Here is a 12,311-nt window from a genome sequence, read left to right on the forward strand (position 1 = left end):
TAATTCTTAATAATCACCTTTGCGATCAGAGACGCTAGGCGACCGCGCGAAAAATACCGGAGGATAGACCTTAGTGAATAAAAGATGGAGAAATGCAGGGCTGTATGCGCTGCTGTTTATTGTCGTCATTGCGCTGGGAACAGCATTTTTTGACAAACAACCTCAAAGTAGAGAGACATGGCGATATAGTCGCTTCATTCAAGAAGTTCAACAAGGCAGAGTAGAAAAAGTCAGTTTGAGTGCAGACCGTTCTACAGCACTGGTTACACCCAAATATGACCCGGCTAAACGGATTGTTACTTTAGTCAACGATCCAGACCTGATCAATACTTTGACTTCTAAAGGCGTTGATATTTCTGTATTGCCCCAAACCGACGAAGGATTTTGGTTTAAGGCACTGAGCAGCTTATTTTTCCCTGTATTGCTTTTGGTTGGCTTATTCTTCTTGCTACGTCGCGCTCAAAGTGGCCCAGGCAGCCAAGCGATGAACTTTGGCAAATCCAAGGCCAGAGTGCAAATGGAACCACAAACTCAGGTGACATTTGGCGATGTAGCTGGTATTGACCAAGCCAAATTGGAATTAAACGAAGTTGTAGACTTTCTGAAAAACGCCGATCGCTTTACCGCCGTTGGTGCAAAAATTCCTAAAGGTGTACTATTAGTTGGCCCTCCAGGTACAGGTAAAACCCTCCTAGCTCGTGCCGTAGCTGGTGAAGCTGGTGTACCTTTCTTCTCAATCTCCGGTTCGGAATTTGTAGAAATGTTCGTCGGTGTGGGTGCATCCCGCGTCCGCGATTTATTTGAACAAGCTAAGACCAATGCTCCTTGTATCGTCTTCATCGATGAAATTGACGCAGTAGGTCGTCAACGGGGTGCAGGTTTGGGTGGTGGTAACGATGAGCGGGAACAAACCCTCAACCAGTTGCTGACAGAAATGGACGGCTTTGAAGGTAATACTGGCATCATCATTATTGCCGCTACCAACCGTCCTGATGTCTTAGATGCAGCACTATTGCGTCCTGGTCGCTTTGACCGTCAAGTTGTAGTAGACCGTCCCGACTACGCCGGACGCAGCGAAATTCTTAAGGTTCACGCCCGTGGCAAAACCTTGGCGAAAGATGTGGACTTGGATAAAATCGCCCGTCGTACCCCTGGATTTACTGGCGCAGATTTATCTAACCTGTTGAATGAAGCCGCAATTCTGGCAGCACGCCGGAATTTGACTGAGATTTCAATGGATGAAATCAACGATGCGATTGATCGCGTGTTAGCTGGGCCAGAGAAGAAAGACCGAGTAATGAGCGAAAAGCGCAAAACCTTGGTAGCATATCACGAAGCTGGTCACGCCTTAGTTGGTGCTTTAATGCCAGACTATGACCCAGTACAAAAGATTAGCATCATTCCTCGTGGTCGCGCGGGTGGTTTAACTTGGTTTACCCCCAGCGAAGACCGGATGGACACAGGTTTATACAGCCGCGCTTATCTGGAAAATCAGATGGCTGTGGCTTTGGGTGGTCGGATTGCTGAAGAATTAATCTTTGGTGAAGAAGAAGTTACCACTGGTGCTTCTAATGACCTCCAACAAGTAGCACGGGTTGCCCGTCAGATGATTACCCGATTTGGGATGAGCGATCGCTTAGGCCCAGTCGCCCTTGGTCGTCAGCAAGGTAATATGTTCCTGGGACGGGATATCATGTCAGAGCGTGATTTCTCTGAAGAAACCGCCGCCGCTATTGATGAAGAAGTCCGCAAACTTGTGGATGTAGCCTATACACGCGCTAAAGAAGTGTTAGTGGGCAACCGCCACATTTTAGATCAGATAGCCCAAATGTTGGTTGACAAAGAAACGGTAGACGCTGAAGAGTTGCAAGAAATTCTGTCGAATAACGATGTGACAACTGCTGCCTTTGCCTAATTTAAGGAGTAGTTAGGAGTTAAGAATCAATTCCTAACTCCTAAGTATCAATAAAAGCCCGGTCTTAATGACCGGGCTTTTAATTTGGGGTTATATACCCCGAAGGTTTCGTTATAGAGTTTCAGTATAAATCGCTTATCTGATAGAGACTACCACTTGAACATAATCAGTTCCGGAAAATTAGAAAAATTTTTAGATACACCCAAATCAAAAAAGCTAGAACTCTGATTTAAAAAGAAAAAAGATGCAATCTAGCTAAAATTACCCAATTCATCATGTTAGAGTACAATCCACCATGCTTGCCCTCCTCTAAGGAACTGCCCGATGACGATACCCTAACTTTCCGAATTTTGACATAAGTAACGTTAAGAGTAACTCAATACTCAATCAGTCGCTGAACTTAAACCCTAGATGTCGGTTTCAAAAATAGCCACGCCACAAAGAATGTAGCCGCCGTGAATAGTTGCGTCAAATCTAAAGCCGATAAATAGCCATCCGCAAATGAAGCAATACTGCGATCGGTAATGCCGAATACCCAGGATGACAGTCCAAACAGCCAAATCCCATTCTTGAGATTTCCGACGAATTCTTTAGAGTCTGATGGTTTTTGGTCTTTCATGAGCTTCTGTCCCGTTGGTGAGAAATTTGATGATTGATCCGAAATACTTGCCATTAAGAATTTTTCTTACTTCTGACATTAAATTTGCGTTCCCTATTAATAATATTAATAAATATTTCACCTACTTGACTTCACTACCCAAAGGTACATCTCCTAATCTTGACATTCTTCCTTTGGTTCTGTCACCTCTGATAGGTGGTTATGCATTGAGTAGGGGCGCACAGCTAGCTGTGCGCCCCTATAAATTTACAAATAATTTTGGAAAATTTATTTTTTGGAAGTTCCTAAATTAAACTTCCGGGTCAACGAAGCGGGTAGTAGGACGACTTTGATACAAATCTTGTCTTGAACAACTTGGATAGCAGAAATTAGAGCTACAAGGGCAATGACTGCAACAGGTAACAAACGCTTTGCCAAATATAGCGCGATCGCTAGTAGTATAACTGCACCTCCAAGCCGACACTGGGAACGAATTTTGCAATAACCATCCGTGGGTCAAAGTAGAGTGCATTTGTCAATCAGCAAGCCCTACTTAAACCAATCTAAATGAAAATGATAATCAAATTAGTTTAACTTTTACCTGCCAATCTCACCAGATATGTTTGCTGCTGCATCCTATTTACTAGGCACAGTCCCGTCACTCATCATTGCTTATTGGTTTTACTTATTCTTTGAGCGACCATTTATGTCGAATTTCTTGAAGAAGCGCAAGGTGAAAGATGCACTCATCTAACTAGTCTCAATTATCAGCCGTTGGAGTGTAATTTGAATTACTCCAATGGCAATCTGTACAATTAGCCAACCACTTAAAGAAATTAAAATTGCCCTGACCAATTTGATATTTAACCAACCTTTTAAAGCTACAATTACTGCTAACAAACTCCAGATTGATAGTCCAATTTCAATCGGTCTTCCCAAAAGCGGAATTACTGTAAAAAAGTTGAATATTTGGGGAGTATGAGCAAAGCCAATCGGAATCAACAGTTCTCTATAGGTAGGGATAGATAATCGCAATTGCTGTCCGATTTTCCAAATGGTAAATGTCCAAAAATAGTAACCTGCTATTACACTTAAAGCGTTGATTACAAATATAAAAATTAGCAGTGATAATGTCACCTGAGCCAGTAATGGAATAATCACACTGCCTGAAGCATGGGCGATCGCTGCCAAAATTACAATCACTTGAGCGGTTTTTACTGCGTTGGGGATTCTGCAACTATCTTCATCAAAATTTCCCTTCAAAATAAATACATCCCATAGCACTTTTTTTATCCTATTGGTTGATGCTCGGTTACTCACAGCAAATCTTCCTCCAGATTGGTGACTTACTACAATATTGTCAGTTAAAAGTAATCCGTAGATGACAACTTAACCAATACAACTTGGATGAATAATTTTTTGGCGAAACTTCTCTTGTGGATGCGAAATGGGGGACTCAAGCTATTTGGATTTACTGGATTTCTATTACTAATTTGGGGGACTTTTGCTCCTGTAGGAACTATTGTATGGTGGTTAGACAGGGGGTCGGAAAAGTTAGAAAGAAGAAGCCGAGAGTTCGCTAACCAAATTGATGGAGAAGATACCAATTCTCATGTTACCTCTAACGGAAGTCGCTGCTATATTGTTTTCTTACCAGGAGTAGGGGCCGAAAAAAATGAGGTATCTTCTAGAGAAGGAGCATTTTTAGATCGTTTAGAGCAAGACCAACCACAATGTTTAACTGTACGCAGTGTTTTTCCTTACTCTGCGGCCAATCAGAACATTGGTGGACAACAGGTGTTTGAATTCCTATGGAAAGTTAGCGAGAATGCAGAAGGCTGGTTAAAATTAACCGAACGTATACTAGAAGCACGTAATGTCTGGAGAATGGCTGTTTCCGCCGATAACCGCTACGGGCCTATCTACAACCAAGCGATCGCTCTGACAATTGTAGAGCAAATGGAGAAACAGCAACCAATTCCCACATCTCCAGAAGAACCAATTCAGCTAATTTTAATGGGTACAAGTGGCGGCGCTCAGGTGGCTTTAGGTGCAGCTCCCTATTTAGACAAATGGCTGCCAGTGGAAATTAGTGTGGTTTCCTTCGGAGGTGTATTTGATGGGAATGAAGGCTTTGATGTCGCAAAGCACGTTTACCATTTTCGGGGAGAGCAAGATTGGATTGAAAACATTGGCGGAATTGTTTTTCCGTCCCGATGGCGATGGACTATAGGTTCTCCCTATAATCGCGCTCGTCGTGAAAATCGCTATACAGTTTACAGTAGCGGCCCCCATGAACATCAGGGAGATGAAAGCTATTTTGGTAAAGAGGTTGCCCAAAATGATGGTACAACATACGTAGAATTAATGATGCAAAAAGTAAATCAGCTACCCATTTGGTCTTCATCAAAAGTCAATAGCCAGTAATTGGCCTTCCCTGCTCTTTATCTTTGCATACCCGTGTCTTTGCCTTCCCTCATCTTTTCTGCTCCCCTCCCTGCATCTCTTCAATCTCAAACAAACTAATTAACACTCCTGCCAAGGGAATTGATAAGAAAACTCCCACCAATCCTGCAACCTTGGCTCCTACTAATAAAGCAAAGAACATAAAAACTGGATTCATGTTAATTGAGCCTTGCATAATGCGCGGCATGAGTAAATTTTCTTCTACTTGCTGGAGAAGGACACAACCAATTAATACTTTGAGACTGACCAAAATTCCTTGAGGTAAAACAATTAGAGAAACTAGAGTAATTCCAATTGTGGCCCCGATGCCAGGAATTAAATCAAATATAGCGGCGATCGCTGCCAAAAATAAGGCATAAGGTAATTGTAAAATAATGAAGATAATAAATACTGAAATTCCAAAAAACAAAGATAACAATAAACGACCCCAAAAGAAGCCTAAAAAGTTTTGTTGAATTGCTACCGTTAGTTTGCCACGAAAGTTTTGCGGAAAAAGTTTTAAAATAAAATTCCAAACTCTTTGTCCATCTAGCAACATAAAGAAAGCTACAACTGCTATCAAAATCAAATCTATAAAATTAAATAGTAAACCTTGAATAGTGACTAAACCACTACCAATGGATGATAATATCTGGTTTCGGAGTTCCTCTTCTATTGCTTTAAAATCAACTCGAAAATTCAAATTTGTCAAAAAGCCTTGTAATGTTTCTAATAGAGCAATGACAGAATCCAGGAATTTAGGCGCTTGATTAACCAGTTCTTGACCTTGAGATAAAATTGCAAAACCCAGTGTAGCTATCAACCCTATCACAACAAGTAGACTGAGTAAGAAAACTATGATAACTGCAATGCTACGTGGTAAAAAACGCTCTGACCATCGGACTGGATAACTGAGTAAAAATGCTAGAATACCTGCAAAAATAAAGATAACAATTACTGTCGCAAAATAATTCAAAAGTTGGACAATTCCCCAACCAAGTGCAAAGAGTAATACGTAGCGAATCAGTTTTGCATTATTTAATTGATCCCAGAGCTTTTTGATATTAACATTATTCATGTTCAAAAGATTTAACTTAATATTACCAATGGTTATTGAAAACTTAAGTAGGTGGGCGTAAATAAAGTTAACTGGTCAGGATCGTCACTTGTCATTCGTCATTGGTAAAGATTTTAGGCGTGTTTACTTTTGCTAACATAGTTTGGTTTATCGGAAAAAGTTAGGTTTAAAACCTCGCCCTTGGGGGCGAAAAAATCCTTGTTTCTCAAGGTAGGTAAAAACCCCAACTCTTGTGGGTGGCTGAATTAATTGCGAATTGCGAATTGCGAATTGGTTTATTCCCGCCTACCTACTTAGATTGTTACGTCTAACTACGCCATCGAAGCGTCTTTTCTTTAATTGGGTTAACAAAAAAACGTCCCTGTATTTGAGAACGAGCAAATTCTGCCTTTAATCTATAATACCAACGGGCTTGAGCATCAGCATCTCCAACTAAAGTTAAGGATGGATTATGTTTCAACCCGATTTGTTGTTTAAGCAAAATTTCTTGATCTTGATTGAGAAAACTACGCGTAAACCATAGCAACAATGGCTGGAGAATAGGAAACCAAGGTAAAGTTGTATAAAACATAGTTGTTTCCTCAGTCTCAGTTTCGGAAATGGGAGTAATTGCTGTTAAGTTACAGACTATATGTTTATCAGTAGACACCCGCTCAATCCGAATTCCCGGTAAACGGAATGAGATTTCGATCTGTGGATTGCGTCCAATCAAGCGATAGAACAAGGTTTGTTGTTCTAGTGGGTGCTTTCGCATGGTAAAGCCGTACAAAGATGGTTCAAAGGTTTTGACTACCTCCTTTAGTGTTTCAGGGGAACGCCACCACCACGCTTGGTGAACGAAAGCAATATGAGCAGGATCGATCAATCCGACTACGGCGTGATCAACATCACAGGGAAAGCAGATGGACTCAATAGCTTGGTGAGTTTGATTGGCAAATTCAGGGATTCGTGGGATGTCTTCTAAGATTAAGGAAGTCTCATCATTTGACATATAAATCCAAATATTTCCTTGCGCCTCTTGTATTGGATAACTTTTCGTTTCATTTACCTTAGCAAAGACTTTGCCTGAGCGATCACGACTAAAAACTATTAGCTCGTTTAAGAGAGTTTTTGAAAGTATTTGTTCAGATTTTAGCTGCTTACTGGGTAATGCATAATACCAAGTATTTCTTAAAAACAAAGGTGTTTTGACCATATTTAGAATTAGAGTTAGAGCAATTGTGCGATCGCAATTTGTGAGTTTAAGTAAGTCGGCGCAATTATATCTAACTGGTGGAGAGCGTCATTTGTCATTTGTAGTTCAGGAGAAATATGTTGCAAAAACTGCTTAAGACATAAAACACATCTGTTTTCAGTGGTTACTTTGAGGATGCTATAGCAACCCAAATTGAATTGTGAGAAAATACCGAGACTGAAGGTACTTATTTTTAAGCTTTTTAGGTTTTTTATCTCTCACATTCATTGCTATAAAAAACAATGTCAGCTTCTAGAAAAGCGAGGTAAAGTTAGCAAGTATAGATAAAATATGCTTAAGCCAATGCTATGTATTCGCGCTGCTGTTTGGCTCAATCCTAAGCAAACGAATGTATTTTCTTCAAAGGATGCACAACGGGAGATATTAACCTATCAAAGAAACACGACTATTCAATGTGTTCCACACGAATACGATAGCCTTAAATTAACAGGCAAAGCATTTCCGTTAGTATAAAACTTGGTGGAATGTTAAGTATTTCGCCTTAGAGCCTTAGATATTAAGGTGGAAAACTGCTTTGACTGATTCTTGCTATAAACTTCATCTTACTTAACTCTAATCACTATCAGGCGCTACCAAGTATGTTTGGCTAAAACATACTTGGCTCAAGGGAAGTTTATCATATATTTATAAATATGTGCATAAAAATATAACCTTCCAGCAATTATAAATTCAAATAATCAAGATGTATTAGGCGATTTCCACGGTGCGGACTCCGAGATCACGAGTAAGGGTTAAGTGCTGTCAGCTATTAAAGCAAGTAGCTTTCCTGAACTGCATACACCAGAACAGACAAAAATCTCTCCTCTCCAGTCCCCATTTTCAAGCTAGCGACTGAAATCGAAGATTCAGTCTTCAGAATTTTAGAGTTTTACCCCGATTTATCGAGCCGTTACTTTTATAGTTTATTGCAAATTGTAACGACGCTATGATATGCTTGCGTTACATTATAAACGTCCAATTATTCAATAGTAAGCAGGTTCGGGTAATGTCACAGGTAACGATCTCTTCGGTAGCTTTAAATAGTTGGGATTGTCCGCCTTAAGGTGCAGCCTGAGCATTGCAGTAATTAAAAGTATTTGCAACTATTCGTACAGGAAATACGCGAATTATAGTTCAGCCTGGGGATTTAGCTGCTACTAATTTGTGTGAGCTATTCACCTATTAAGCGTTTTGCATACTGTCTTACTCTCCAATCAGTATGAAATAATTACTAATTCGCAATTAAAAGAGAATAAGCAACCACGCCAATTAAGAATTTAGTTGTCTACTATGCGGGAACGCTATTCGTAAAATGTCTCGTAGGAAAGGCGAACAATCAGTGGAGGCACAGAGCAACCACTGAGCGCAATTATGTAGATGCAGAGCTATTTTCCCCAAGATATCACGATTATTAATTACAAAATCATATTGGCGAGTGGGCTATTTTGAGTGTGAATTACACACTAAGAATTTTATTTGGATGAAGACGCTAGGAGGCAACTTGAACGGAACAATTCTAAGGAGAGAGTGGTTTTTTAATACTCAGCGAGATATTATGGCTGGAGCTGTGGTGGGATTGGCTTTGATTCCAGAAGCGATCGCCTTTTCGATCATTGCCGGGGTTGATCCCAAAGTTGGGCTGTATGCCTCATTTATTATTGCAGTCATGACAGCCTTTTTAGGAGGTAGACCAGGGTCAATTTCTGCCGCTACAGGAGCGATGGCTCTATTGATGATTGATTTAGTTAAAGATCATGGCTTGCAGTATTTATTCGCTGCTACCTTCTTAACTGGGGCCTTTCAAGTTTTGTTTGGGGTGCTAAAACTAGGCCGCCAAATGAGATTTGTACCCAGAGCAGTGATGATTGGTTATATCAATGCATTGGCGGTATTAATTTTTCTCGCACAGTTACCGCAGCTGACGAATGTTCCACCGACTGTATATGTGTTAACTATCCTTTCCTTGGGGATTATTTATATTCTGCCTCGTTTTACTAAAGCAATTCCTTCTCCCTTGGTGGCGCTGGCGGTAATGACGATCGCAGCGATCGCTCTCAAACTTAAGGTTCCCACCGTCGGGGATATGGGAGAATTACCGACTGCACTACCCAGTTTCGCCTTGCCTCGAGTGCCTCTAAATATCGATACATTGAGGATTATTCTGCCTTATTCTTTGACATTAGCGATCGTTGGTTTGTTAGCTTCATTCTTAACCGCTTCACTAGTTGATGAACTCACAGATACCCCCAGCGATAAAAATCAAGAAGCCAAAGGACAAGGTATTGCTAATATCGTTACTGCCTTCTTTGGAGGTATGGCTGGGTGTGGCATGATTGGCCAATCGGTAATTAATGTCCAGTCTGGCGGACGAGGAAGGCTATCAACCCTTGCGGCCGGGGTTTTCCTGTTATTTGCCATTTTGTTTTTGCAAGATTGGGTCAAGCTTATGCCGATGGCGGCATTAGTAGCCGTGATGATTATGGTATCAATCGGTACATTTCGCTGGTCATCCTTAAAAAATCTTCCCCGCATCCCTCGCACTGAAACCGCCGTTATGTTAACGACGATGTTTGTGACAATTTTCACCCGTAATTTTGCCCTTGGCGTGGTGACAGGCATCGTTATGAGTACCGTATTTTTCTCTAGCAAAATTGCCCAGTTGGTATTTGTAGATAAAGTGTTGAGCGAAGATGGTTTGCATCGCATCTATAAAGTAGCAGGACAAATTTTCTTTTTATCAAGAGATGAGTTTCTAGGGTTTTTTGATTTTACAGAACTGGTAGAGCGCGTCACCATTGATCTAACTCATGCTCACCTGTGGGATCAAGGGGCAGTCGAGGTACTCAATAGAGCAGTATTAAAATTTCGCCGCAATGGCGCAGAAGTAGAATTAATCGGATTGAATGAAGCTAGTGCTACCTTGCTGAATAAATTAACTACCTCTTAAAGTCTGATCCTCTCGGCTTTAGGAGTTTTGTTTTGTCAGCCTTTATCTTTCAACCCTTTAATTATCAGGGGCTAAAACCGTAATGAAAAATATTTTACTTTGTACCGATGGCTCAGTTTTTGCGGAAAATCTTTATCGATATGGAGCTTGGTTTGCTCTGCGATTTAATGCTCAAATTCATGTTTTATTTGTCACTGATATTCGCAGCCAAAAAGTAGTATCCACTGGAAACTTAAGTGGTAGTATTGGGCTTGATGCTTCCGAAAAATTGCTTAATGAATTAGTAAATTTGGAACATGAAAAAGCCAAGCTAAACAATCAAAGAGCAAGATTGATTTTACAAAACGCAGATGCCACCCTAAGAGAAGAAGGCGTAGAAGGTTTTAACGTCAAAAATAAAACAGGCTTCTTAGTAGATTGTTTTCATGAATTTGAAGAAAATTCAGACTTAATTGTTTTAGGTAAACGCGGAGAAGCCGCAGATTTTGCATCGGGACATTTAGGGTCAAATGTAGAGCGAATTGTTCGTAGCACGAAAAAAACATGTTTAGTGACCCCGCGTGAATATAAACCTGTTGAAAGAGTTTTAGTTGCTTATGACGGCAGTTTAACAGGGAAGAAAACACTACAATTTTTAGTAAACTCCTCGTGCTTTCAACAATTAGAAATACATCTATTGAAAGTAACTAAAAATGAAACATATTCCAGAGCAGAAAGTACAGTTGATGAAGCTAGACAAATTCTAGAAACAGCAGGTTTTAATATCATTTATACCATTAGAGAAGGTGAAGCAGAAGAGAATATTAATAAATATATTACTGAGCAAAATATCAGTCTTTTACTGATGGGAGCGTATGGACATAGCCGCATTCGTCATTTAGTAATTGGTAGTACGACAGTTCAAATCCTCAGAAGCAGTAATATTCCTGTCTTGTTGTTCCGTTAATAGGTTGTTAATCAAAGTGATTTTTGATGACTTTAGGTTTCCATTAATCTCCCTGAGTCCCCCTTAAATAGGCGATTTAAACATCAAATATCTTGTTTTTGGGAATATATAGAGTTCTAGAAATAGATTCTGACTCAATTGAGATGAATTAATTGCAATTGTTTAATAGAGGAAAACCTTTCATGCAAATAACCAATCAAATCCATTTCCGTAACGTCCAAGGAGATATCCTTGGCGGCTTAACGGCGGCGGTAGTTGCCTTACCTATGGCATTAGCATTTGGTATCGCCTCCGGTGCGGGTGCTTCTGCGGGGTTATGGGGAGCAATCTTAGTCGGATTTTTTGCTGCTTTATTTGGTGGTACACCCAGCCTGATTTCTGAACCAACAGGCCCGATGACAGTAATTGTCACCGCAGTCATTACCGGACTTACAGCGAATAATCCTGAAAATGGTCTGTCAATGTCATTTACCGTCATCATGATGGCAGGAGTAGTTCAAATCATCTTTGGGGTATTGCGATTAGGGCGGTATATTACGATGTTGCCCTATAACGTGATTTCTGGATTTATGACAGGAATCGGCGTAATTTTGATTTTTATGCAATTATCACCATTCTTAGGGCAAGAAACTCCTAAAGGTGGTGTCATTGGTGTTATCCAAAATTTACCGACTCTCATCACTAATATCAATCCTTGGGAAACTTTTTTAGGGGCAATTACCTTAGCAATTCTTTTCTTTTACCCTTCTAAACTTAAAAAGGTTTTTCCGCCGCAACTGGTCGCTTTAATCATCGGTACGGCAATTTCTCTAATTTCCTTTAGTGGTGTTGAGGTTCGCACGGTGTTTGTCGATTTAATGATAGCTGTTTAATGATAGCTGTCGCCGTAGGGGTATTTATTGCTAATATCTTGACTATTGAGCGCCTTGACCAACTTCAATCCAATTCTGTAAAAGCCATTACTGACGCTGACGATCAAATTGTCTTGACTGAGGAAGAAAAGCAACTTTTGGATTTAGCAAACGGGCGAGTTTTACTCTTCCATCTCAGTGGGCCAATGATTTTCGGTGTTGCCAATGGATTGAAATTTTCGACGGCACTGTGCCTGATCTGTACAATATTTCTCTTGTTTTAGAAGTCGATTAAGG

At 40.4% G+C, this 12,311-nt stretch carries 9 protein-coding genes and 2 pseudogenes; 7 read left to right on the forward strand and 4 right to left on the reverse strand.

Going from position 1 to position 12,311, the window contains the following annotated elements; translation table 11 throughout:
* Positions 1–73 precede the first annotated feature (73 nt).
* Entirely contained in the window at positions 74–1,915 is a 1,842-nt protein-coding gene (gene ftsH3 / locus VB732_RS07965) for an ATP-dependent zinc metalloprotease FtsH3 (protein ID WP_190729958.1), read from the forward strand.
* A 400-nt stretch (positions 1,916–2,315) separates the two neighbouring features.
* On the opposite strand, the gene VB732_RS07970 is transcribed toward ftsH3, so the two are convergent.
* The gene (locus tag VB732_RS07970) at positions 2,316–2,534 is read right to left on the reverse strand and encodes a hypothetical protein (RefSeq protein ID WP_094330884.1); all 219 of its coding nucleotides are present in this window, start codon (positions 2,532–2,534) and stop codon (positions 2,316–2,318) included.
* 568 nt (positions 2,535–3,102) lie between these two features.
* Here VB732_RS07970 and VB732_RS07975 point away from each other — a divergent pair.
* A pseudogene (locus VB732_RS07975) lies at positions 3,103–3,267 on the forward strand (acyltransferase); the annotation flags it as partial.
* Here VB732_RS07975 and VB732_RS07980 read toward each other — a convergent pair.
* The gene (locus VB732_RS07980; protein WP_323230268.1) at positions 3,264–3,833 is read right to left on the reverse strand and encodes a hypothetical protein; all 570 of its coding nucleotides are present in this window, start codon (positions 3,831–3,833) and stop codon (positions 3,264–3,266) included. The pseudogene VB732_RS07975 and the gene VB732_RS07980 overlap by 4 nt on opposite strands.
* Before the next feature lie 87 nt (positions 3,834–3,920).
* On the opposite strand from VB732_RS07980, the gene VB732_RS07985 reads away from it, so the two are divergent.
* A complete protein-coding gene (locus VB732_RS07985; RefSeq protein WP_323230269.1) occupies positions 3,921–4,940 on the forward strand; it encodes a hypothetical protein in 1,020 nt (339 codons plus the stop codon).
* Between the two features lie 49 nt (positions 4,941–4,989).
* Here VB732_RS07985 and VB732_RS07990 read toward each other — a convergent pair whose 3' ends face one another.
* Both VB732_RS07990 and VB732_RS07995 read right to left on the reverse strand, forming a co-directional pair.
* Positions 4,990–6,036: an AI-2E family transporter gene (locus VB732_RS07990; protein ID WP_323230270.1), complete on the reverse strand. Its 1,047-nt coding sequence runs from the start codon at positions 6,034–6,036 to the stop codon at positions 4,990–4,992.
* A 307-nt stretch (positions 6,037–6,343) separates the two neighbouring features.
* Complete coding sequence (locus VB732_RS07995) at positions 6,344–7,231, reverse strand: aromatic ring-hydroxylating dioxygenase subunit alpha (RefSeq protein ID WP_323230271.1); 888 nt, start codon at positions 7,229–7,231, stop codon at positions 6,344–6,346.
* Between VB732_RS07995 and VB732_RS08000 the strand changes: the two genes are divergently transcribed.
* From VB732_RS08000 to VB732_RS08015, 4 genes and pseudogenes are all read left to right on the forward strand, one after another.
* Entirely contained in the window at positions 7,224–7,367 is a 144-nt protein-coding gene (locus VB732_RS08000; RefSeq protein WP_323230272.1) for a hypothetical protein, read from the forward strand. The two genes, VB732_RS07995 and VB732_RS08000, sit on opposite strands and share 8 nt — an antisense overlap.
* A 1,458-nt stretch (positions 7,368–8,825) precedes the next feature.
* Positions 8,826–10,217 (forward strand): SulP family inorganic anion transporter, encoded by a 1,392-nt coding sequence (locus VB732_RS08005; protein ID WP_323230277.1) that lies wholly within the window; start codon positions 8,826–8,828, stop codon positions 10,215–10,217.
* Positions 10,218–10,299: 82 nt separating this feature from the next.
* A complete protein-coding gene (locus VB732_RS08010) occupies positions 10,300–11,163 on the forward strand; it encodes a universal stress protein (protein ID WP_323230273.1) in 864 nt (287 codons plus the stop codon).
* A gap of 182 nt (positions 11,164–11,345) precedes the next feature.
* Positions 11,346–12,247: pseudogene (locus VB732_RS08015) on the forward strand (SulP family inorganic anion transporter); the annotation flags it as partial.
* Positions 12,248–12,311: the final 64 nt, after the last annotated feature.

Origin of the sequence: Nostoc sp. UHCC 0252 (genome assembly GCF_034931145.1) — a bacterium.
GTDB lineage: Bacteria > Cyanobacteriota > Cyanobacteriia > Cyanobacteriales > Nostocaceae > Nostoc.

What these genes read in the sequence shown, in the direction of transcription:
- VB732_RS07985 (WP_323230269.1), top strand. Translation starts at nt 3,921, where the DNA reads ATGAATAATTTTTTGGCGAAACTTCTCTTGTGGATGCGAAATGGGGGA.
- VB732_RS08010 (WP_323230273.1), top strand. Translation starts at nt 10,300, where the DNA reads ATGAAAAATATTTTACTTTGTACCGATGGCTCAGTTTTTGCGGAAAAT.
- VB732_RS07970 (WP_094330884.1), bottom strand. Translation starts at nt 2,534, where the DNA reads ATGAAAGACCAAAAACCATCAGACTCTAAAGAATTCGTCGGAAATCTC.
- VB732_RS08005 (WP_323230277.1), top strand. Translation starts at nt 8,826, where the DNA reads ATGGCTGGAGCTGTGGTGGGATTGGCTTTGATTCCAGAAGCGATCGCC.
- VB732_RS07995 (WP_323230271.1), bottom strand. Translation starts at nt 7,231, where the DNA reads ATGGTCAAAACACCTTTGTTTTTAAGAAATACTTGGTATTATGCATTA.
- VB732_RS07990 (WP_323230270.1), bottom strand. Translation starts at nt 6,036, where the DNA reads ATGAATAATGTTAATATCAAAAAGCTCTGGGATCAATTAAATAATGCA.